At 66.9% G+C, this 22,144-nt stretch carries 22 protein-coding genes; 17 read left to right on the top strand and 5 right to left on the bottom strand.

Annotation, left to right across the window (positions count from 1 at the left end; translation table 11 throughout):
- The first annotated feature begins 31 nt into the window (after positions 1-31).
- From LGN19_RS08345 to LGN19_RS08325, 5 genes are all read left to right on the top strand, one after another.
- Entirely contained in the window at positions 32-568 is a 537-nt protein-coding gene (locus tag LGN19_RS08345; RefSeq protein WP_226213943.1) for a methylamine dehydrogenase light chain, read from the top strand.
- Positions 565-1,065 carry a c-type cytochrome gene (locus LGN19_RS08340; protein WP_226213942.1) on the top strand — a complete coding sequence of 167 codons (501 nt, stop codon included), beginning with the start codon at positions 565-567 and terminating at the stop codon, positions 1,063-1,065. The genes LGN19_RS08345 and LGN19_RS08340 overlap by 4 nt, the downstream gene beginning before the upstream one ends.
- Before the next feature lie 101 nt (positions 1,066-1,166).
- A complete protein-coding gene (locus tag LGN19_RS08335) occupies positions 1,167-1,607 on the top strand; it encodes a c-type cytochrome (RefSeq protein WP_226214044.1) in 441 nt (146 codons plus the stop codon).
- Between the two features lie 33 nt (positions 1,608-1,640).
- Entirely contained in the window at positions 1,641-3,146 is a 1,506-nt protein-coding gene (locus LGN19_RS08330; RefSeq protein ID WP_226213941.1) for an aldehyde dehydrogenase family protein, read from the top strand.
- 121 nt (positions 3,147-3,267) lie between these two features.
- Complete coding sequence (locus LGN19_RS08325) at positions 3,268-4,485, top strand: porin (RefSeq protein WP_226213939.1); 1,218 nt, start codon at positions 3,268-3,270, stop codon at positions 4,483-4,485.
- 40 nt (positions 4,486-4,525) lie between these two features.
- Here the strand turns inward: LGN19_RS08325 and LGN19_RS08320 are convergent, their stop codons facing one another.
- The gene (locus tag LGN19_RS08320; protein ID WP_226213937.1) at positions 4,526-4,969 is read right to left on the bottom strand and encodes a DMT family transporter; all 444 of its coding nucleotides are present in this window, start codon (positions 4,967-4,969) and stop codon (positions 4,526-4,528) included.
- A 121-nt stretch (positions 4,970-5,090) separates the two neighbouring features.
- Here LGN19_RS08320 and LGN19_RS08315 point away from each other — a divergent pair, with 121 nt between their 5' ends.
- Positions 5,091-5,987 carry a LysR family transcriptional regulator gene (locus LGN19_RS08315; protein ID WP_226213936.1) on the top strand — a complete coding sequence of 299 codons (897 nt, stop codon included), beginning with the start codon at positions 5,091-5,093 and terminating at the stop codon, positions 5,985-5,987.
- Positions 5,988-6,068: 81 nt separating this feature from the next.
- Here the strand turns inward: LGN19_RS08315 and LGN19_RS08310 are convergent, their stop codons facing one another.
- On the bottom strand, positions 6,069-7,652 hold the full coding sequence (locus LGN19_RS08310) for an isocitrate lyase (protein WP_226213935.1): 1,584 nt from the start codon (positions 7,650-7,652) through the stop codon (positions 6,069-6,071).
- 610 nt (positions 7,653-8,262) lie between these two features.
- Here LGN19_RS08310 and LGN19_RS08305 point away from each other — a divergent pair.
- The 6 genes from LGN19_RS08305 (at position 8,263) to LGN19_RS08280 (ending at position 13,989) form a co-directional block, all read left to right on the top strand.
- Positions 8,263-9,216 (top strand): choline ABC transporter substrate-binding protein, encoded by a 954-nt coding sequence (locus LGN19_RS08305; RefSeq protein ID WP_122947813.1) that lies wholly within the window; start codon positions 8,263-8,265, stop codon positions 9,214-9,216.
- 79 nt (positions 9,217-9,295) lie between these two features.
- Entirely contained in the window at positions 9,296-10,225 is a 930-nt protein-coding gene (locus LGN19_RS08300; RefSeq protein WP_039366557.1) for a 3-keto-5-aminohexanoate cleavage protein, read from the top strand.
- Positions 10,226-10,313: 88 nt separating this feature from the next.
- Entirely contained in the window at positions 10,314-11,279 is a 966-nt protein-coding gene (locus LGN19_RS08295; RefSeq protein ID WP_011354221.1) for an L-carnitine dehydrogenase, read from the top strand.
- Between the two features lie 12 nt (positions 11,280-11,291).
- Positions 11,292-11,780 carry a thioesterase family protein gene (locus tag LGN19_RS08290; RefSeq protein ID WP_226213933.1) on the top strand — a complete coding sequence of 163 codons (489 nt, stop codon included), beginning with the start codon at positions 11,292-11,294 and terminating at the stop codon, positions 11,778-11,780.
- 33 nt (positions 11,781-11,813) lie between these two features.
- Positions 11,814-12,770: an alpha/beta hydrolase gene (locus LGN19_RS08285; protein ID WP_226213931.1), complete on the top strand. Its 957-nt coding sequence runs from the start codon at positions 11,814-11,816 to the stop codon at positions 12,768-12,770.
- A gap of 22 nt (positions 12,771-12,792) precedes the next feature.
- On the top strand, positions 12,793-13,989 hold the full coding sequence (locus LGN19_RS08280) for a TauD/TfdA family dioxygenase (RefSeq protein WP_226213929.1): 1,197 nt from the start codon (positions 12,793-12,795) through the stop codon (positions 13,987-13,989).
- 198 nt (positions 13,990-14,187) lie between these two features.
- Here the strand turns inward: LGN19_RS08280 and LGN19_RS08275 are convergent, their stop codons facing one another.
- The 3 genes from LGN19_RS08275 to LGN19_RS08265 form a co-directional block, all read right to left on the bottom strand.
- Positions 14,188-14,487, bottom strand: coding sequence for a DUF4148 domain-containing protein (locus tag LGN19_RS08275; RefSeq protein ID WP_122947809.1), 300 nt, complete (start codon positions 14,485-14,487; stop codon positions 14,188-14,190).
- A gap of 214 nt (positions 14,488-14,701) precedes the next feature.
- The gene (locus LGN19_RS08270; protein ID WP_226213928.1) at positions 14,702-15,688 is read right to left on the bottom strand and encodes an oxidoreductase; all 987 of its coding nucleotides are present in this window, start codon (positions 15,686-15,688) and stop codon (positions 14,702-14,704) included.
- A gap of 167 nt (positions 15,689-15,855) precedes the next feature.
- A complete protein-coding gene (locus LGN19_RS08265) occupies positions 15,856-16,146 on the bottom strand; it encodes a DUF3331 domain-containing protein (protein ID WP_039366241.1) in 291 nt (96 codons plus the stop codon).
- A gap of 664 nt (positions 16,147-16,810) precedes the next feature.
- On the opposite strand from LGN19_RS08265, the gene LGN19_RS08260 reads away from it, so the two are divergent.
- Genes LGN19_RS08260 through LGN19_RS08240 form a run of 5 tightly spaced genes read left to right on the top strand, consistent with a single transcriptional unit; the run spans position 16,811 to position 22,144 of the window.
- Positions 16,811-17,575 (top strand): SDR family oxidoreductase, encoded by a 765-nt coding sequence (locus LGN19_RS08260; protein WP_174956013.1) that lies wholly within the window; start codon positions 16,811-16,813, stop codon positions 17,573-17,575.
- Positions 17,576-17,615: 40 nt separating this feature from the next.
- Entirely contained in the window at positions 17,616-18,458 is an 843-nt protein-coding gene (locus LGN19_RS08255; RefSeq protein WP_122947807.1) for an ureidoglycolate lyase, read from the top strand.
- A gap of 23 nt (positions 18,459-18,481) precedes the next feature.
- A complete protein-coding gene (locus LGN19_RS08250) occupies positions 18,482-19,759 on the top strand; it encodes an L-fuconate dehydratase (protein ID WP_226213926.1) in 1,278 nt (425 codons plus the stop codon).
- Between the two features lie 60 nt (positions 19,760-19,819).
- A complete protein-coding gene (locus LGN19_RS08245; protein ID WP_226213924.1) occupies positions 19,820-20,596 on the top strand; it encodes an SDR family oxidoreductase in 777 nt (258 codons plus the stop codon).
- A 12-nt stretch (positions 20,597-20,608) separates the two neighbouring features.
- On the top strand, positions 20,609-22,144 hold the full coding sequence (locus tag LGN19_RS08240) for a sugar ABC transporter ATP-binding protein (RefSeq protein ID WP_226213923.1): 1,536 nt from the start codon (positions 20,609-20,611) through the stop codon (positions 22,142-22,144).

Genomic DNA, 22,144 nt, shown 5'->3' with positions numbered 1-22,144 from the left:
CCCTCTTTCAACGTCAAGGGAGAACAACGACATGGGCCTGTTTGATTCATGGTTCGAGCGGTCGGCGCGCGGCGTCGCGCAGCACAGTTCGCGGCGCAGCGCGATGGCGAAGCTCGGCAAGGTGCTGGTGGGATCGGCGATGCTGCCGCTGCTGCCGGTCGATCGCACCGCATATGCGGCCGATGCGGCGTCGGCGGCGCCAGGCGCCGCCGCATCGGGTGCAAGCGACGATCCGATGAGCTGCGACTACTGGAAATACTGCGCGATCGACGGCTGGCTGTGCAGTTGCTGCGGCGGCACGTCGAGCAGTTGCCCGCCGGGCACGACGCCTTCGCCGATCACGTGGATCGGCACGTGCCGAAACCCGCACGACGGTTCGGACTACATCGTGTCGTACAACGACTGCTGCGGCAAGACGTCGTGCGGCAAGTGCTTCTGCAACCGCAACGAGCGCGAGAAGCCGCTGTACAAGCTGTCGTTGAACAACGACATCAACTGGTGCATGGCCAACGGTAATTCGAACTATCACTGTTCGGTTTCGGTTCTGCTGGGAGCGGCAAAGCAATGAAAGGGAAGCAAGCGGGAAAGATCGCCGTCGCATGCATGACGGCCGTGGCCGCCTTCGCGTTGGCGGGCGCGGCCGGCGCGCAGGAAGTCGTGCATTACCCGGCCGGCAAGAGCGTGTTCGACGCGCAGTGCGCGGTGTGCCACCAGGCGGGCGGCAAGGGGCAGGACGGCCTCGCGCCGCCGCTGACCGAGTATCCGGGCAAGTACGCGACGGCCGAGGCGGGGCGCGCGCAACTGGTCGCAACGCTGCTGCACGGGATGTTCGGCGAGATCAAGGTGCACGACAAGCACTACAACTTCAAGATGCCGTCGTTTGCGAGCGCGAGCGACGACGATATCGCGCACGTGCTCAACTACGTCGTGTTCGATCTCAACGCGCAGCACGGCGACGCGAAGCCGTTCACGGCGGCCGATATCCGTGCGGCGCGCGCGAAGGCGATGGATGGCACGGCCGTTCATGCGCAACGAGACGTCGTCATCAAGGGGCTCGGCCTGTGAAGCTCGCCCGCGCGTCCCGTGTTGGCGACGCCGCATCGCTCACGCGGTGCGCGGGGTCGCCGTGGCTCGGCGGCGTGTCGCGTCGCCTGTCGTCGTTGCTGATGCTTGCCGGGGCGGTCGTCGGTTTGACCGCGGCACCTGCGCATGCCGACGGCGCCGCCGCTGCAGCGCTCGCACGGCAGCACTGGGTACTCAACTGCATGGGCTGCCACACGGCGACGGGCGGCGGTATCCCCGGCAAGGTGCCGCCGCTCGCGAACTCGCTCGGCTATTTCACGCATCTGCCGGCCGGGCGCGAGTACGTGATGCGTGTGCCCGGCGCGTCGAACTCGGCGCTGTCGGACCAGGACCTCGCCGACGTGCTCAACTGGGTACTCACGACCATGAACCACGACGCGCTGCCGCGCGACTTCAAGCCTTATACGGCCGCCGAAGTCGCCGCGCACCGCCGTCCTGCCTTTTCCGACGTCGCGACCGTGCGCGCCGGCCTCGTTCGCGCGTTGCAGGCACGCGGGATCGACGGCGTTACGGATCGCTACTGACCGACCCATTCAGGAATTCGAGGAAGATCGAAGATGGAGACGAACGAAACTTTCCCGCTGCTCGACGCCACGCGCGCGTTTCTCGCGAAGCCGAAGAAGATGCTGATCGGTGCCGAGTGGCGCGACGCGGCGTCGGGCCGCCAGCTCGACGTCGTGAACCCGGCCGACGGCACCGTGCTCGCGCGTGTGCCCGAAGCGGACGAGCACGACGTGCAGCAGGCCGTCGCCGCCGCGCGGCGCGCATTCGACGCGGGGCCGTGGCGCACCGCGAAGACCACCGACCGCGAGCGTCTGCTGCTGGCGCTTGCCGACCTGATCGACGCGAATGCGCGCGAGCTGGCCGAGATCGAGTCGCTCGACAACGGCAAGCCGGTGATGGTGGCGCAGGGGCTCGATGTCGCGATGGCCGCGCAGTGCTTCCGCTACATGGCCGGCTGGGCGACGAAGATCGAAGGCAGCGTGATCGACGCAGGCATGCCGTATATGCCGGACAGCGAGATCTTCACCTATACGCGCAAGGAGCCCGTCGGCGTGGTCGGCGCGATCATTCCGTGGAATTTTCCGTTGCTGATGGCCGCGTGGAAGCTTGCGCCCGCGTTGGCCACGGGCTGCACCGTGGTGTTGAAACCCGCGGAAGATACGCCGCTCAGCGCGTTGCGGCTCGGCGAGCTGATTCAGGCGGCCGGCTTTCCGGACGGCGTCGTCAATATCGTCACCGGCTACGGTCACACGGCCGGCGCCGCGCTGTCGCGCGATCCGCGCATCGACAAGATCGCGTTCACGGGCTCGACGCAGACGGGCAAGACGATCGGCCACTCGGCACTCGACAACATGACGCGGATGTCGCTCGAACTCGGCGGCAAGTCGCCGGTGATCGTGCTGCCCGACGTCGATCCCGACAAGGCCGCCCTGGGTGTGGCGAACGCGATCTTCTTCAACCAGGGGCAGGTGTGCACGGCCGGCTCGCGCGCGTATATCCATACGAAGGTGTTCGACGACGTGATCGAGCGCGTCGCGAAGATCGCCGCGAGCCTGAAGATCGGCCCCGGGATGGATCCGTCGACACAGATCGGCCCGCTCGTCTCGGCGAAGCAGCGCCAGCGCGTGTGCGGCTATATCGACTCGGGATTCGGCGAGGGCGCCCGCGCCGCCGCGGGCGGCCGCGCGATCGACGGCCCTGGTTTCTTCGTCGAACCGACCGTGCTGGTCGATACGACGCAAGCGATGCGCGTCGTGCGCGAGGAGATCTTCGGGCCGGTGCTCGTCGCGATGCCGTTCGACGACGTCGACACGGCCGTGCAGCTCGCCAACGACACGCCTTACGGCCTCGGCGCGAGCATCTGGTCGAACGACCTGTCCGCGATTCACAAGCTGATTCCACGTATCACGGCCGGCACGGTGTGGGTCAACTGCCACTCGCTGCTCGACAACGCGATGCCGTTCGGCGGGATGAAGCAGTCGGGTTTCGGTCGCGAGCTGGGGCGGGCGGTGATCGACCAGTACACGGAAAGCAAGTCGGTGATGATGAACTACGCATGAGCGTAGCGGCGGGTGCGTGCGTGGCCGGTATCTCGGCAACGCACGCATGCGGACAGGCCGGCGCACGCCGATTCCGGCACGCGCCGCGACGCGGACACGACGTATCAGGGGGAGACGACCGATGAAGGATCTGACGACGCCGCGCAGGATCGCGGCGGCGGTGGCGGCGCTCGCCGTCACGCAGGGGGCGCATGCGTTGAGCAGCGTCACGCTGTATGGCGATGTGGACGCCGGCATCACGTACACGAACAACCAGCAGACGACGGGCGCGGATGGTGCGGTGCGCGGCGGCCGCAACGTTCAGGTGACGGGCGGCAACCTCGCGCCGCCGCGCATCGGCCTGACCGGCAACGAGGAGCTCGGCGGCGGTACGGCGATCGCATTCAAGCTCGAGAACAGCTTCTGGATGAACAACGGCAGTCTCCTGCAGGCCGGCACGCTGTTCAACCAGAATGCATGGATTGCGTTGGCCAACGATCGCTACGGCACGCTGACGATCGGCCGCCAGTTCGATTCCTACACGACGACGCTCGCGCCTTATGCGTCGAGCATTCCGTGGGCGACGCTGTATGGCGCGCATATCGGCGACGTCGACAACCTCAATGCGGCGCTGAACCTGAACAGCGCGGTGCAGTACGCGAGCCCCACCGTGGCGGGGTTTGCGTTCAGCGGCACGTTTTCGTTCGGTGGCGTCGCCGGGGATTTTTCGCGGCAACGCGGCTGGGCGCTGGCGGCGAGCTACAACCACGCGCCGTTCTCGTTCGGCGTCGGCGTGCTCGACCTGAATCATCCGCTCGATGCGGCGCTGGGCGGCGCGCAAGGCTATATCGGCGATTTCACGTGTTCGAATCCGGCGGCCATGTATTGCCAGCTGCAGAACGCGCGCGCGTTGCGGGCGATCGGCGCAGGCGGCTCGTATGCGATCGGGCCCGCGACGGTCGGCGTCGTCTATACGCATACGACGCTCGACGGCAGCCTGTACTTCGCCGATACCACGCATCCGCATGGCGCCGACGCGCGATTCGACATCGTCGAGGTCAACGCGACTTTCTCGGTCACGCCGGCGCTCATGCTGGGCGCCGCGTATATCTACAACGCGATGAAGACCGACGCGAACGGCTCGCCGAAGTTTCATCAGGCGAACCTGGGCATGACCTACAACCTGTCGAAGCAGACGACGCTCTATACCGTCGGCATCTTTCAGCAGGCGGCGGGGCACGGCATCGGCACCGATCCTGTGACGGGCGGCTCGGCGAACTACGCGCAGATTCCGAACCTGCCGAACTCGACCAGCCGCCGGCAGCTGGCGGTGACGGCCGGGTTGAAGCACAACTTCTGATCGCGCGGACGCGGCGGGTGCCGCGAACGTGACGATCGCGTCACGCGCGGACCAGCACGACCCCGAGAATGAGGCACGCGGCGCCGGCCATGCGGATCGGGCTGGTCGAATGCTGCTGGATGCCGAGCACGCCGAAGTGGTCGAACGCGAGCGCGCCGGTCATCTGCCCGACGACGATCAGCGCGAGCGTCGTCGCGGCGCCCAGTCGCGGCACCATCAGGATCGCAATGCCGACGAACAGCGCGCCGAAGACTCCGCCGGTCCAGCTGAACCACGACCCGGCACCGGTGACGGTGCCGCTCACGCGCGGATGCGGGGACAGGAGCGCGACGGCGAGCATCGCGGCCAGGCCGACGAGGTAGCTGACCGACCCGGCCCACCACGGCGAGCCGAGCTGCGCACGGAGGTTGGCGTTCAGCACCTGTTGCAACGCCACGCTGACGCCGGCGGCAACGACCAGCAGATAGGACAGGAGAGTCGTCACGACGAGGGAGGCTCCGGCGAGGTGGCCGTGACGGTGGTTCCAGCACGGCAGGCTTCCATTCTGGGAAGCGCGACGGTATAACGCAAATATCAAATCGGACACTTATCCATCTCTTTTCGGCATGCCATCCCTGAGGCAAATCCAGTATTTCCTGACCGTGGCCGATCTCGGCGGCTTCACGCCGGCCGCGGGCGCGCTTCACGTCGCGCAGTCGGCGCTCAGCCGGCAGATCGGTCAACTGGAAGACGAGCTGGGCTTCCTGCTGTTCGACCGGGAACCGAGGGGTGTGCGGCTCACCCCGGCCGGCGCGATCTATCGCGATCGCGTGGCGTCGATTCCGGCGACCCTGACCGCCGCGGCCGAGGAGGGCGCGCAGTTGTCGCGCGGCGAAGCGGGCGTATTGCGGCTCCTGCATTCCAGTACCGTTCCCGTCGGCAGCCTGATGCCGGTGCTCGAGCGCTTCATGAGCGCATGTCCGGGCGCGCGGATCGATCTCGACCGCGCGTCGTCCGAGGATCAGGTCCTGGAGATCGCGAACGGCAACGCCGATATCGGGATCGTTCGTTTGCCGGTGTTGCGCCGCGATCCGCGTGTGCGCTTCGTCGAGCTTGCGGCCGAGCGTTTGTGCGTGGCGGTGCCGGCCGATCATCCGCTGGCGGGCCGCCAGCGCACGGCGATCTCGCGGTTGCGGCACGAGCCGTTCGTGTCGGCCGTGTATCGGGAGCGGGGCGGGCTCGCGCGCGTCGTGATCGATCTTTGCCTGAAGCGCGGCTTCGTACCGGCTACCGCCCGGATCGTGTCGCCGAAGACGTCGATGCTGAATCTCGTCGCGGCCGGGCAAGGCGTCGCGATCGTGCCGGAACGGATGGCGAGCCTCGGGATCGACGGGGTCGTCTTCGTGCCGATTGCGGATGAAGACGCCGAATCGTTTTGCGCGCTGGTGTTGCCGGCCGAGCCGACGGTGCTGGCGGACGCGTTCGCGCGCGTGGTCGCGGGACGTGCGCAGGTCGACGTTTGACGAGCACGCGGCGCGCGATTGCGCCGGATAAAAAAAAAGCCAACCCCGAAGGGTTGGCTTTTCGCCTGGAGATGACCGGTATCAGAACTGGTTCATCGTGTTGTCCTTGCCTGCCGCCTTCAGCGCTGCGTCGCCGCTGAAGTATTCCTTGTGATCGTCACCGATGTCCGAGCCGGACATGTTCTGGTGCTTCACGCAGGCGATACCCTGGCGGATTTCCTTGCGCTGCACGCCAGCCACGTAGCCGAGCATGCCCTGGTCGCCGAAGTATTCCTTGGCCAGGTTGTCGGTCGACAGTGCAGCCGTGTGGTACGTCGGCAGCGTGATCAGGTGATGGAAGATGCCTGCTTCACGGGCTGCGTCGGCCTGGAACGTGCGGATCTTTTCGTCGGCGATCGCGGCCAGTTCCGTCTCGTCGTATTCCACGCTCATCAGCTGCGCACGGTCGTAGGCCGACACGTCCTTGCCCTCGGCCTTCAGCGCGTCGTACGCCTGCTGACGGAAGTTCAGCGTCCAGTTGAACGACGGGCTGTTGTTGTACACCAGCTTCGCGTTCGGGATGACCTTGCGGATCTCGCTGACCATGCCGCCGATCTGTGCGATATGCGGTTTTTCGGTTTCGATCCACAGCAGGTCGGCACCGTTCTGCAGCGACGTGATGCAGTCGAGCACGCAGCGTGCTTCGCCCGTGCCGGCGCGGAACTGGAACAGGTTGCTCGGCAGGCGCTTCGGACGCAGCAGCTTGCCGTCGCGCTTGATGACGACGTCACCGTTGCCCAGTTGGTCGGCCGACAGTTCTTCGCAGTCGAGGAACGCGTTGTACTGGTCGCCCAGGTCGCCCGGCGTGCTGGTCACGGCGATCTGCTTGGTCAGGCCGGCGCCTAGCGAGTCGGTACGGGCGACGATGATGCCGTCGTCCACGCCCAGTTCCAGGAACGCGTAGCGGATCGCGCGGATCTTCGCGAGGAAGTCCTCGTGCGGCACGGTGACCTTGCCGTCCTGGTGGCCGCACTGCTTCTCGTCGGACACCTGGTTTTCGATCTGGATACAGCATGCGCCTGCTTCGATGAACTGCTTGGCCAGCAGGTACGTGGCTTCCGCGTTGCCGAAACCGGCGTCGATGTCGGCGATGATCGGCACGACGTGCGTGACGTGGTTGTCGATCTTGTCCTGGATCGCGGCCTTCGCGGTAGCGTCCTTGGCGGCGTCCAGCTCGCGGAACAGGCCGCCGAGTTCACGGGCGTCGGCCTGGCGCAGGAACGTGTACAGCTCGCGGATCAGCGCGCTGACCGAGGTCTTTTCGTGCATCGACTGGTCCGGCAGCGGGCCGAACTCGGAGCGCAGCGCAGCGACCATCCAGCCGGACAGGTACAGGTAGCGGCGTTCGGTGCTGTTGAAGTGCTTCTTGATCGAGATCATCTTCTGCTGGCCGATGAAGCCGTGCCAGCAACCCAGCGACTGCGTGTACTTGGCCGGATCGGCGTCGTAGGCGGCCATGTCGGCACGCATGATCTTGGCGGTGTACTTGGCGATGTCCAGGCCCGTCTTGAACTTGTTCTGGGCACGCATGCGGGCGGCGTACTCGGGGCTGATCGCATTCCACGCGCTGCCGTGGTTTTCTTTCAAACCGGCAACTGCCTTGATGTCGTCTTGATACTGGGCCATGTCAATCTCCTGGGAGCAAAGCGCGTTTGAGTAACTGGTTGAGCGTGCCCGCTACGTCTGTCGAAGCGAACTGCATGGGATAAATAGTAACGCCGCCCATCGGGCTTGTGGTGATGTCTTATATAAGACATAAGACATTATTTTTTCTTGTTTTTCAATGAGATACGTTGCGATTTTTGCAATGCAAAACATGTTTTCAAGCGACGAAAAGGCGGCGGCGCGGGAATTCGACGTGGATTCCGCAATGCGAAACGCGCTTTCGGCTGCTGGGGGCCGGGCCAGCTTCACACGCGCCCATGACACCCGTTCGTCGGTGCGGCGCGCGCCCCCAGGGCCCGACGCCGCACCGGCACCCGGTTCCTGCCCTGCGGAATCGAACGCATCGCGCCGCAAGCGGACAAGCCGATTCAATCGTGAATATGCGTAAGAACCCCGCCCATCAAGCCTCTCAAGAAACCTAGTGGTTTCCACTCATAGTCGCAAATAGTCAAGAACAGGTCGCCGCCGGTCTTCTCGCGGCCAATATGGCTCGTTACTTTTACTCCCACGATGCAGGCCGGGCACACCCCGCGCACCGGCTGCCGCGAGCCCAACCGGGAGGAAACGAACCATGAAGTCGACGAAGATCGCCGCGCTTGCCGCGGCCGTGCTGGCGACCGGCGCGTTCACGCAAGCGGCGCTGGCCGAAACGGATGCCGCTACGTGCCGTACCGTGCGTTTCGCGGATATCGGCTGGACCGACATCACGTCGACCACGGCGCTCGCGTCGACCGTGTTCGAGGCGCTTGGCTACAAGCCGACCACGACGATCGCGTCGGTGCCGATCTCGTTCGCCGGCCTGAAGAGCAAGCAGCTCGACGTGTCGCTCGGCTACTGGTGGCCCGTGCAGCAGAAGCAGCTCCAGCCGTTCCTCGACAACAAGTCGATCAACGTCGTCGAACCGCCGAACCTGTCGGGCGCGAAGGCGACGCTCGCGGTGCCGAGCTACGAATACCAGGCCGGCCTGAAGACCTTCGAGGACATCGCGAAGCATCGCGCGGAACTCGACGGCAAGATCTACGGGATCGAGCCGGGCAGCAGCGCCAACGCGACGATCCAGAAAATGATCGACACGAACCAGTACGGGCTCGGCGGCTTCAAGCTGGTCGAATCGAGCGAGGCCGGGATGCTGGTGACGGTCGAGCGCGCGATCCGCGAGAAGAAGTGGGTGGTCTTCCTCGGCTGGGAACCGCATCCGATGAACATCCAGCTCAGCATGAACTATCTCTCTGGCGGCGACGCGTCGTTCGGGCCCAACTACGGCGAAGCGCGCGTGTACACGCTCACCGCGCCCGACTTCATCTCGCGCTGCCCGAACGCCGGCAAGCTCGTCACGAACCTGCGCTTCTCGACGCAGCTCGAGAACCAGCTGATGCAGTCGGTGATGAACAAGACGAAGCCGGCCGAGGCCGCGAAGGCGTACCTGAAGAAGAACCCGCAGGTGCTCGATCCGTGGCTCGCGGGCGTCAAGACGTTCGACGGCAAGGACGGGCTGCCGGCCGTGAAGGCGTATCTCGGCCTGTGACGGCTTGCGCGCCGTACCCGGCGCGCCCTGACGAAACATCCGCATTGCGACACAACCTGATTCAAGCGAGGCAACCAGCATGAACCATGAAGTCATCATCACCTGTGCCGTCACCGGCGCGGGCGATACGGTCGGCAAGCATCCGGCGATTCCGGTCACGCCGAAGGAGATCGCAGCCGCCGCAATCGAGGCCGCGAAAGCCGGCGCGACGGTCGCGCACTGCCACGTGCGCGATCCGCAGACGGGGCGCGGCAGCCGTGACCCGAACCTGTATCGCGAAGTGGTCGACCGCATCCGCTCGGCCGACGTCGACGTGATCATCAACCTGACGGCCGGCATGGGCGGCGATCTCGAGATCGGCCCGGGCGAGGACCCGATGCGTTTCGGCAAGGGTACCGACCTGGTCGGCGGCCTCACGCGCCTCGCGCACGTCGAGGATCTGCTGCCCGAGATCTGCACGCTCGACTGCGGCACGCTGAATTTCGGCGACGGCGATTACATCTATGTGTCGACGCCCGCGCAGTTGCGCGCCGGCGCGAAGCGCATCCAGGAACTCGGCGTGAAGCCGGAACTGGAGATCTTCGACACGGGCCATCTGTGGTTCGCGAAGCAGTTGCTGAAGGAAGGGCTGCTCGACGATCCGCCGCTGTTCCAGCTCTGTCTCGGGATCCCGTGGGGCGCGCCGGCCGACACGGGCACGATGAAGGCGATGGTCGACAACCTGCCGCCGGGCGCGCACTGGGCCGGCTTCGGGATCGGCCGCATGCAGATGCCGATGGTCGCGCAGGCGATGTTGCTCGGCGGCCACGTGCGCGTCGGCCTCGAAGACAACATCTGGCTCGATCGCGGCGTGCACGCGACCAACGGCACGCTCGTCGAGCGCGCGAGAGAGATCATCGAACGACTGGGCGCCCGTGTGCTGACGCCGGCCGAAGGCCGTCGCAAGCTCGGCTTGCCGGCGCGCGGCGAGCGTCCGCTCGAACGCCGTGCGATCGCCGAGTTCGCGTGAGCGGTTGCGCCGACTGATTGACATGACACGGCGGCACGCACAGGCGCGGCCGCCCACCGATTCCCCCTGATTTGAAGGATGCGTTGACATGGCTGTGAAGACCGACATCAAGACGTTCGCCGCCATCGGCACCGGCGTGATCGGCAGCGGATGGATTTCCCGCGCGCTCGCGCACGGTCTCGACGTGGTCGTCTGGGACCCCGCGCCGGGCGCGGAAGAGCGGTTGCGCGCAAACGTCGCGAACGCGTGGCCCGCGCTCGAACGCGTCGGCCTCGCGCCGGGCGCCGATCCTGCTCGGCTGCGTTTCGTCTCGACGATCGAGGCATGCGTCGCCGACGCGGATTTCATCCAGGAAAGCGCGCCCGAGCGCGAGGCGCTGAAGCTCGAACTGCATGAGCAGATCAGCCGCGCGGCGAAGCCCGATGCGATCATCGCGTCGTCGACGTCGGGCCTGCTGCCGACGGATTTCTACGCACGGGCGACGCATCCGGAGCGCTGCGTGGTCGGCCATCCGTTCAATCCCGTCTACCTGCTGCCGCTCGTCGAGGTGCTCGGCGGCGCGCGCACGTCGCCGGAAGCGGTCGAAGGCGCGATGGAGATCTATCGCAAGCTCGGCATGCGGCCGCTGCACGTGCGCAAGGAGGTGCCGGGCTTCATCGCCGATCGCCTGCTCGAAGCGTTGTGGCGCGAGGCGCTGCATCTCGTCAACGAAGGCGTCGCGACGACCGGCGAGATCGACGATGCGATCCGCTTCGGCGCGGGCATCCGCTGGTCGTTCATGGGCACGTTCCTGACCTACACGCTCGCCGGCGGCGACGCGGGCATGCGACACTTCATGCAGCAGTTCGGCCCCGCGCTCGAACTGCCGTGGACGAAGCTGGTCGCGCCCACGCTCACCGATGCATTGATCGACAGCGTCGTCGAAGGTACGACCGAGCAGCAGGGCACGCGCAGCATCAAGGAGCTCGAGCGTTATCGCGACGAGTGCATCACCGAGGTGCTGAAGTCGATCGCCGCGGTGAAGGCGCGGCACGGAATGCGATTCGAAGACTAAGGACGAGAGACGATGACCGGCGATACCCCGCTGACGATATACCGTGACGTCGTGCGGCCCGAATGGGTCGACTACAACGGCCACCTGCGCGATGCGTTCTACCTGCTGATCTTCAGCTTCGCGACCGATGCGCTGCTGGATCGCATCGGCCTCGATGACACCGCGCGTCGCGAGCGGGGCCGCTCGGTCTACACGCTCGAAGCGCATGTGAACTACCTGCACGAGATCAGGGAGGGCACGCAGGTACGCGTCGATGCGCGCGTGCTCGCGCACGATGCGAAGCGGCTGCACCTGTATCTCGAACTGTTCGCGGCCGGGCACGACGACGCGGTATCGGCGAGCGAGCAGATGCTGCTGCACGTCGATACGCGCGACGGCACGAAGTCGGCGCCGTTCGACGACGACGTGGCCGTACGTGTGGCCGAGCTGCATGCGTTGCAGCGCGATTGCGCGGCACCCGCGTATGCGGGGCGCGTGATCGGGCTGCCGCCGCGCCGCTAGCCGGCGCGAACCCTCGACCGCGGAGCGCACCCGATGCTCGAACCGGAAATCGCGACGTTCGTTGCAGCCGTCGACGCGTGGTATCCGGCCGACGCGGCGGCACGCTCGGCCAGCGAGCAGCGCCGTCTCTACGACCGCTTCGCGGCGGAATGGACTCCGGCCGCGCTGCCGCCCGGGATCGTGCAGCAGGACGCCGTCTGGCATGCGCCCGACGGCCGCGCGATCGCGCTGCGGCGCTACACGTCCGCGCACGGCACGCCGCGCGGCACGGTGCTGTTCTTTCATGGTGGCGGCTACGTGGTCGGCTCGCTCGACAGTCATGCGCTGATCACCGCGCAACTGGCGGCCGATACGGGGCTCGACGTGATCGCGGTCGACTACCGGCTGGCGCCCGAGCATCGCGCGCCGGCTGCACTTGAAGATTGCCTGGATGTCACGCGCGCGGCGCGCGATGCGCGCTGGCCGTTCGGGCCGTGCGTGCAGCCGCTGACGCTCGCGGGCGACAGCGCGGGCGGCATGCTCGCGGCGGCCGTGGCCACTGCGTTGCGCGATGCGGGTGAAGGCGGTGTCGACGGTATCGCGCTCGTCTATCCGATGCTCGGGTTCGAACCGCAATCGCCCGCGCGCGAAACGGAAGCGCACGCACCGATGCTGACGCTCGACGACGTCCATCGCTATCGCGCGCTGTACTGGGAAGGTGGCTTGCTCGATGCGCTGGGGGACGGCAACCCGCTGTTGCGCGCATCGGTACCGCTCGCGGCGGCGTGTTTCGACGGCTTGCCGCCCGTGCTCGCGATCGGCGCGGAACACGATCCGCTGCGCGACGACGCGCGCGTGTACGTCGAACGGATTCGCGCGGCCGGCGGCGCCGCGCACTACTGGATGGGAGAGGGGCTGGTGCACGGCTGCTGGCGCGCGCTCGGAACGAGCCCGCAGGCGGCGCGGATGCACCGGACAGTCGGCAGGTTTCTGCTCGCACCACACGCGTAGCGGGCGTTTCCGGGAGGCAACGATGCAGGCAGCGCAACACCGTATCGAGGACTGGCGGACGTTTTCGGCCGACGCGGCCATTGCGGCGGCGACGATCGCCGATGGCGCGGTGGACGTCGAGTGGAGCGACACGCGACGATCGCCATTTCATTTCGACTGGCTGCGCGACAACTGCGCGTGTTCCGCGTGCGTGCATGCCGTCACACGTGAACAGGTGTTCGAGATCGCCGACGCGCGCGAGGATCTCGCCGCGCTCACGGTGCACGTCGAAACCGACGGCGCGCTGCATGTCGAGTGGAACGACGGGCATCGCAGCGCATGGTCGCCGGGCTGGTTGCGCGCGCATGCGTATGACGACGCGTCGCGCGCGGAGCGCCAGGCCGCGCACGGGCGGCACGTGTGGGCCGGCGACGATGCGACGGCCATCGGCGTGTTCGCGTGGCGCGACGTGATGGAGGACGACCGCGCGTTGCTCGCGTGGCTCGCCGCGTTGCAACGCACGGGGCTGACGCTCGTCGAAGGCGTGCCGGCCGAGCGCGGCCGCGTCGACGAGATCGCGCGCCGCATCGGCCTGATCCGCGAGAGCAATTTCGGCGTGCTGTTCGACGTCGAATCGAAGCCGCGTCCGGACAGCAATGCGTATACGTCGCTGAACCTGCCGCCGCATACCGATCTGCCGACCCGCGAATTGCAGCCGGGCGTGCAATTCCTGCATTGCCTCGCGAACGACGCGACCGGCGGCGACAGCGTCTTCCTCGACGGCTTCGCGCTGGCGGATGCGCTGCGGCGCGAGCATCCGGCCGATTTTGAACAGCTCGCGTCGACGCCGTTCGAGTTCTGGAACAAGAGTGCGAACAGCGACTACCGCTGCTCGGCGCCGGTGATCGGGCTCGACGCGCGCGGCAACGTCACCGAGGTGCGCGTCGCGAACTTCCTGCGCGGGCCGCTCGATGCGCCGGCCGGCTCGGTCGCGGCCGTCTATCGTGCGTATCGGCGGTTCCTCGCGCTCGCGCGCGAGCCGCGCTTTCGCGTGCAGCGCCGGCTGCGGGCGGGCGACATGTGGGCGTTCGACAACCGGCGCGTGATGCATGCGCGCACCGAGTTCGATCCGTCTACCGGCCGCCGGCACCTGCAGGGCTGCTACGTCGATCGTGATGAGCTGCTGTCGCGGTGGCGCGTGCTGTCGCGTTCGGCGCCTGCCGCGGCCGGGCCGCGCTGACGGGCGTGCGCGGCTTCATCGTGCTCGCACGCATCCCTCGCAAATGAAAAAGCGCCCGGACGCCAGGCGCCCGGGCGAAGCCACCCGTTGCCGGGCGGCGGAGGTATGCGTTTCATAAAAAAGACGAGCCCCGCAAGGGGGCTCGTCCGGGTATTTCTTCATCGCGCGACGCGCGGCGCCCGCCGAGGGCGCATCGGCTTACTGGCCGAAGAAGATCGAGTCGCGAGCGTTCGACGACGTTGCAGCCGGGGCGCCCGAGTGGACGGCCGGAGCCGGTTGTGCGCCGTAGCCGCTGGTGTCGGCACCATGAACACGCGCTTCGGCGCTCTGGATGTCGTTCGGGTAGTACGGGCTTGCCAGGCCCGGCTTGTAGCCGGCCTTTTCGAGCTGAACCAGTTCGTTGCGCACTTGAGCGCGGGTCACGGTGCTTTGGGCGAATGCGCCAAACGAAGCGGACAGGGCGGCAGCGGCAACGACTGCGGAAACGAGCGATTTCATGATGACCTCCGGTGTTTTATTGAGTTCGCTCGCGACACCATGTCTTAAGCGATTGATCAAATGTTAGTCATCGGAGGGTTCAGGGTAAACGCTGATTTTGACGATAGATTGTTTCCTGGGTGGTAACAGTGGCGCGTCAAATCAGGCTTTCAACTGGCTTTCTTTTCGGTTGGCGTAATAAGTGTGACGATTATGACGGGGGACGATGCGTGTTTCAGCGCGCCTCGGCTGTCGTGTCGAAAGGTCGTCCCGGTGAGCGTCCGGCCGGCGCGCCCGAACTGAGGAAACGCACGCCTGTCGCGGCTTCCGAGGCTTCCCACAGCAACGCCGCCGAGGCCACGTCGCGCGCCGCACGCGGCACGCTCGCGGGCGCCGGCAGCCCACGCGACTCGAACCAGCCGGACGGCCCGAGATACGCGCCGCCCGCGAGATCGGGCGCGGTTGCCGCATGAATCGCGGGCAGCGCACCCTGGTCGGCCGGCTGGGCGAGATAACGGTTCGCGGCGCGCATCAGTGCGGCGCGCGCCGGTGAGCTGTCCATCGCCGGGCCCGCGAACTGCAGGTTGGTCGCCGCATAGCCGGGGTGCGCGGCCACGCTGATCCCGGCGAATGCCGCGCGCTCGAACCGGCGCTGCAGTTCGATCGCGAACACGAGGTTCGCGAGCTTGCTGTCGCAATAGGCGAGATAACGGTTGTAGCGGTGCTCGGCGCGCAGGTCGTCGACGCGGATCCGGCCGCCGCGGTTGAAGCCGCTCGACATCGTCACGACGCGCGCCCGGCGCGCGGCGCGCAGCGCGGGCAACAGATGGCCGGTCAGCGCGAAATGGCCGAGGTGGTTGGTGCCGAACTGCATCTCGAAGCCGTCGTGCGTCTGACGCCGCGGCAGGAACATCACGCCGGCGTTGTTGCAGAGGATGTCGACGCGGCCATGGCGTTCGGCCACGTCTGCCGCGAAGCGTGCGATCGACGCGAGATCGGCGAGGTCGAGCGCGTCGACTTCGACGCGGGCATCGGGATGGAGCCGGTGGATCGCGTCGGCCGCCTGCGCGGCGCGGCCGGCGTCGCGGCAGCCCATCACGACCGTCGCGCCTTTCGCGGCCAGCGTTTCCGCGAGTTGCCAGCCGAGCCCGCTGTTGGCGCCGGTCACGACCGCAACCTTGCCGCCTTGCGCCGGGACGTGGCGCGCGCTCCATGCATGCATGTCTGCCTCCATCGGCGCGACCGGGCGGCCGCGGCGCGTAATCGTTACATTGAGTGGTGTAACGATAGTGTGCGCGGGCGTGGCAGACAAGCGGGGGAATTAGACCGGTGCTTCTAGGGCCGGCGCATCGTGTGGTGCCGCGTGCGCTGACGCGCGGCCGGCAGGATTTACCTGCCGCCGGCCAGCGCGAGCACTTCGGCGGCGGAGATCATCGCGGCCGCGTTCGCGGGTGCCGGGCGTTCGGCCGGGCGGAACACTTCGTCGCCGCGGTGGATCACCTGGCGCGACAGCGCGCAGGTGCCGGTGCGTTGCGCGAAGCGGCGGCGCCAGCGCTGTTCACCGTAGTGACAGCGGCCGGGTTCGACCCAGCGGACGACGAGCAGCGTATCGGAACGTTCGAGGATTTCGACGTGGACGTCGGCGGGATCGAGCGCAGGCAGGGATTTGGAGGCCTTCATTTTGCCGTTTCCTAAAGCTCGTGCGGTTCGGCCGTGGCAGTGGATGTCACTACCCGATGGCGAATCCGTAGCGGTTTCCATGAGTGGTGCGCTAAATGTAAGCGTCTGTGACCGGAAAAAACATCCTGTCTGGCTCAAATTACCTTTTGCCGATTTAGAAACAATCCACGCTTATTTTCTTTGGAAACCACAGACAAAAACGCCCCGGACACGAAGTCCGGGGCGGAAAATCGGCCTGCGCGCCGTGTCTGCTCGCCCAGTCACGGAGCCCATCGCCGGGGGACGGAGGTGCCCGCAGGGATCGAACGCGGGCGGGGTGGCGATGGACCGGAAGCGCAGTCCGGTACGTCATGATGGCGTGCGCACCCCGTTGAGACCCTGACGAGAACATGACTTTTTTGTCAGTTTGGCGGGCTGCCGCGCCGGGCGTGTGCTGTCAACCGGCCAGGAAGCCCGCCGGTATTGGGATTGTACGAATCCCTGGACGCGCTCCCGGGCACCGTCGAACGCCGAATCTCTGCTCAACCGCCCGATTTCCCCGCCCGGGTAAATACTGAATCCCGATTCCGTGACAAACGCGAAATCACTTCCTATGATTGGTTGGACCTTTAGTCCTTTGTGCCAATCGGCCGACGGCTGGCCGGCTTTTTCGGGGGAGTTGCTCATGAGATTGCAGGGCAAACGCGCGCTGGTGACGGCGGCCGGGCAGGGCATCGGCCGCGCGACCGCGCTGCGGTTCGCGAGCGAGGGCGCCAACGTGCTGGCGACCGACATCAACGAAGCCGCGCTCGTGCGGCTCGAGGCCGACGCCGAACGCGCGGGCGGCCGGCTGACCACGCGGCGGCTCGATGTGACCGATGCGCAGGACGTCGCGGCGCTTGCGGCGAGCGAACGCGCGTTCGACGTGCTGTTCAACTGCGCGGGCTTCGTGCACCACGGCTCGATCCTCGACTGCGACGACGACGCATGGGCGTTCTCGCTGAACCTGAACGTCACGTCGATGTACCGGCTGATCCGCGCGCTGCTGCCCGCGATGCTCGAAGCCGGCGGCGCGTCGATCGTCAACATGGCATCGGCCGCGTCGAGCGTGAAGGGCGTGCCGAACCGCTTCGTGTACGGCACGACCAAGGCGGCCGTGATCGGGCTGACCAAGGCGGTCGCCGCCGATTTCGTCGAGCGGGGCATCCGCTGCAATGCGATCTGCCCGGGCACGATCGAATCGCCGTCGCTGGAGCAGCGGATCGCCGACCAGGCGCGCACGCGCCACGTGTCGACCGACGAGGTGCGCCAGGCGTTCGTCGCGCGCCAGCCGATCGGCCGCATCGGCAGCGCGGAAGAAGTGGCCGCGCTCGCGTTGTACCTCGCGTCCGACGAAGCGTCGTTCACGACCGGCGCGATTCACCTGATCGACGGCGGCTGGTCAAACTGACCAGGCCTTCCTTTCACTTTCCGGTTCCGCTCAAGACGACATGAAACTGCTCAGATTTGGCGACAAACACCATGAAAAGCCGGGCCTGCTCGATGCGCAGGGCCAGATCCGCGACCTGTCCGGCGTGATCGACGACATTGCCGGCGACGCGCTGTTGCCGGCCTCGCTCGCGCGGCTGCGCGACATTCCGCCGTCGTCGCTGCCACGGGTCGAAGGCACGCCGCGGCTCGGCGCGTGTGTCGGCCGGGTCGGCAAGTTCATCTGCATCGGGCTCAACTATTCCGACCACGCGGCCGAATCGGGGATGGACGTACCGAAGGAGCCCGTCGTGTTCGGCAAGTGGACGAGTGCGATCTCGGGGCCGAACGACGACGTCGAGATTCCGCGCGGCTCGGAGAAGACCGACTGGGAAGTCGAGCTCGGCGTCGTGATCGGCCAGGGCGGCCGCTATATCGCGGAAGCCGACGCGCTGTCGCACGTCGCCGGCTATTGCGTCGTGAACGACGTGTCGGAGCGCGAATTCCAGCTCGAACGCGGCGGCACGTGGGACAAGGGCAAGGGCAACGACACGTTCGGGCCGCTCGGCCCGTGGCTCGTGACGGCCGACGACGTGCCCGATCCGCATGGGCTGCGGCTGTGGCTCGACGTGGACGGCCATCGCTACCAGAACGGCACGACCGCGACGATGGTGTTCCGCGTGCCGCACCTGATCAGCTACCTGAGCCGCTTCATGAGCCTGCAGCCGGGCGACGTGATCTCGACCGGCACGCCGCCGGGCGTCGGCCTCGGGCAGAAGCCGCCCGTCTATCTGCGCGCCGGACAGGTGATCACGCTCGGCATCGACGGGCTCGGCGAGCAACGCCAGCGCACCGTGCAGGCCTGATTTCCTTTAACGGACGGTTCGCCATGCCTATCATTCGATCGATGCGCGTCCTCGACGTGCGCTTCCCGACCTCGCGCCAGCTCGACGGCTCCGATGCGATGAATCCGGACCCCGATTATTCGGCGGCCTACGTCGTGCTCGAAACCGACCGTGACGGGCTCGAAGGTCACGGGCTCACGTTCACCATCGGGCGCGGCAACGAGATCTGCTGCGCGGCGATCGACGCGATGCGTCACCTCGTCGTCGGCCTCGACCTCGACTGGATCCGCGCGGACATGGGCCGCTTCTGGCGCCACGTCACGTCGGACAGCCAGTTGCGCTGGATCGGCCCCGACAAGGGCGCGATCCATCTGGCGACGGGTGCTGTCGTCAACGCGGTGTGGGATCTGTGGGCGAAAGCCGAACGCAAGCCGCTGTGGCGGCTCGTGGCCGACATGCGCCCCGAGGAACTGGTGCGCGCGATCGACTTCCGCTACCTGACCGACTGCCTGACGCCGGACGAAGCGCTCGACCTGCTGCGCCGGCAGGCGCCGGGCAAGGCCGAACGGATCGCGCTGCTCGAGCGCGACGGCTACCCGTGCTACACGACGTCGGCCGGCTGGCTCGGCTACAGCGACGACAAGCTGCGGCGGCTGTGCCGCGAAGCCGTCGAAGCCGGGTTCGAGTACGTGAAGCTGAAGGTCGGCGCGAACCTGGAAGACGACATTCGCCGCGTGACGATCGCGCGCGAGGTGATCGGCCCGGACCGCCAGCTGATGATCGACGCGAACCAGGTGTGGGAAGTCGACGAAGCGATCGACTGGGTGCGCGAGCTGGCGTTCGCGCGGCCGTGGTTCATCGAGGAGCCGACCAGCCCCGACGACGTCGAAGGGCATCGCAAGATTCGCGACGCGATCGCGCCGGTGCAGGTCGCGACCGGCGAGATGTGCCAGAACCGCGTGCTGTTCAAGCAGTTCATCGCGCGCGGCGCGATCGACGTGGTGCAGATCGATGCATGCCGGCTCGGCGGCGTGAACGAGATTCTCGCGGTGATGCTGATGGCCGCGAAGTACGGGCTGCCCGTGTGCCCGCATGCAGGCGGCGTCGGGTTGTGCGAGTACGTGCAGCATCTGTCGATGATCGACTACGTGTGCATTTCCGGCACGAAGGAAGGGCGCGTGACCGAGTACGTCGATCATCTGCACGAGCATTTCGTCGAGCCGTGCGTGGTGCGCGGCGCGGCGTACATGCCGCCGACGGCGCCCGGTTTCTCGATCGAGATGAAGCCCGAATCGCTGGAGCAATACCGGTTCCGCGGCTGAAGTACGGCCGCACGCGGCGCGCGTCATGCGCGCCGACAACATGAACGACGGAGACGCGACGTGGATTTGAATCTGCAACACAAGGTCGTGATCGTGACCGGCGGCGCGTCGGGTATCGGCGCCGCGATCTCGATGCGGCTGGCCGACGAAGGCGCGATTCCGGTGGTGTTCGCGCGCCAAGCGCCCGACGATGCGTTCTGGCGTGCACTCGTGCAGAAGCAACCGCAGGCCGCGTGCCTCTCGGTCGAATTGCAGGACGATGCGCAGTGCCGCGACGCGGTTGCGGAAGCGATCGCGCGTTTCGGCCGCCTCGACGGCCTGGTCAACAACGCGGGCGTCAACGACAGCATCGGGCTCGATGCCGGTCGCGATGCGTTCGTCGCGTCGCTCGAACGCAACCTGATCCACTACTACGTGATGGCGCACTACTGCGTGCCGCACCTGAAGGCGGCGCGCGGCGCGATCGTCAACCTTTCGTCGAAGACAGCCGTGACCGGGCAGGGCAACACGAGCGGCTATTGCGCATCGAAGGGCGCGCAGCTCGCGTTGACGCGCGAATGGGCGGTCGCGCTGCGCGACGACGGCGTGCGCGTGAACGCGGTGATCCCGGCCGAGGTGATGACGCCGCTGTACCGGAACTGGCTCGCCGGCTTCGACGATCCCGACGCGAAGCTCGCCACCATCGCAGGCAAGGTGCCGCTCGGCAAGCGCTTCACGACGGCCGAGGAAATTGCCGATACGGCCGTGTTCCTGCTGTCCGAACGCGCCTCGCACACGACGGGCCAGTGGCTGTTCGTCGACGGCGGCTATACGCATCTCGACCGCGCGATCGGCTAAGGGCGGCGATCCATGCAACCCGACCTGAACCCGAATACGCCGCCGCTGATTGTGCTGACCGGCATCGGCAAGCGCTTCCCGGGCGTGCAGGCGCTCGACGACTGCCGTTTCGACCTGCGTGCCGGCGAAGTGCATGCGCTGATGGGTGAGAACGGCGCGGGCAAGTCGACGCTGATGAAGATCCTGGCGGGCGTCTACCCGCGCGACGAAGGCGAGATCCGGATGGACGGCCGCGCGGTGGAGATCGCCGATCCGCGCGCCGCGCAGGCGCTCGGGATCGGCATCATCCATCAGGAACTGAACCTGATGAACCACCTGAGCGTCGCGCAGAACATCTTCATCGGCCGCGAGCCGCGCGGCCGCTTCGGCGTGTTCGTCGACGAAGCGGCACTCAACCGCGACGCGGCCGCGATCTTCGCGCGGATGCGGCTCGATCTCGACCCGCGCACGCCGGTCGGCCGGCTCACGGTGGCGAAGCAGCAGATGGTCGAGATCGCGAAGGCGCTGTCGTTCGACTCGCGCGTGCTGATCATGGACGAGCCGACCGCCGCGCTCAACAACGCGGAGATCGCCGAGCTGTTCCGCATCATCGGCGACCTGCGTGCACACGGTGTCGGCATCGTCTACATCTCGCACAAGATGGACGAGCTGCGCCAGATCGCCGATCGTGTGACCGTGATGCGCGACGGCAAGTACGTCGCGACCGTGCCGATGGCGGACACGTCGATGGACGCGATCATCGCGATGATGGTCGGCCGCCAGCTCGCCACCGAATCCCGCACGCCGCCCGATACGTCCGCGAACGACGTCGCGCTCGAAGTGCGCGGGCTGTCGCGCGGCCGCGCGATCCGCGATGTCGGCTTCACGCTGCGGCGCGGCGAGATCCTCGGCTTCGCGGGGCTGATGGGCGCAGGCCGCACCGAGGTCGCGCGCGCGGTGTTCGGCGCGGATCCGGTCGACGCGGGCGAGATCCGCGTGCACGGCAAGACCGTGACGATCCGCACGCCGGCCGATGCGGTGAAGCACGGCATCGGCTACCTGTCCGAAGATCGCAAGCACTTCGGGCTCGCGGTCGGGATGGACGTGCAGAACAACATCGCGCTGTCGAGCCTGCGCCGCTTCGTGCGCCGCGGCGTGTTTCTCGATGCGCGCGCGCTGCGCGACACCGCGCAGTCGTACGTGCGGCAGCTCGCGATCCGCACGCCGTCGGTCGCGCAGCCGGCGCGGCTGCTGTCGGGCGGCAACCAGCAGAAGATCGTGATCGCGAAGTGGCTGCTGCGCGACTGCGACATCCTGTTCTTCGACGAGCCGACGCGCGGCATCGACGTCGGCGCGAAAAGCGAGATCTACAAGCTGCTCGACGCGCTCGCCGCCGACGGCAAGGCGATCGTGATGATCTCGTCGGAGTTGCCGGAAGTGCTACGCATGAGCCACCGGATTCTCGTGATGTGCGAAGGCCGCGTGACCGGCGAATTGCGCGCGGCCGACGCCACGCAGGAAAAGATCATGCAGCTCGCGACGCAGCGCGAGTCGACCGTATTGTCCTGA

Origin of the sequence: Burkholderia sp. AU30198, assembly GCF_020419825.1 — a bacterium.
Lineage (GTDB): Bacteria > Pseudomonadota > Gammaproteobacteria > Burkholderiales > Burkholderiaceae > Burkholderia.
Note: the sequence above shows the minus strand (reverse complement) of the source record. Positions and strands in the feature narration are given on the sequence as shown.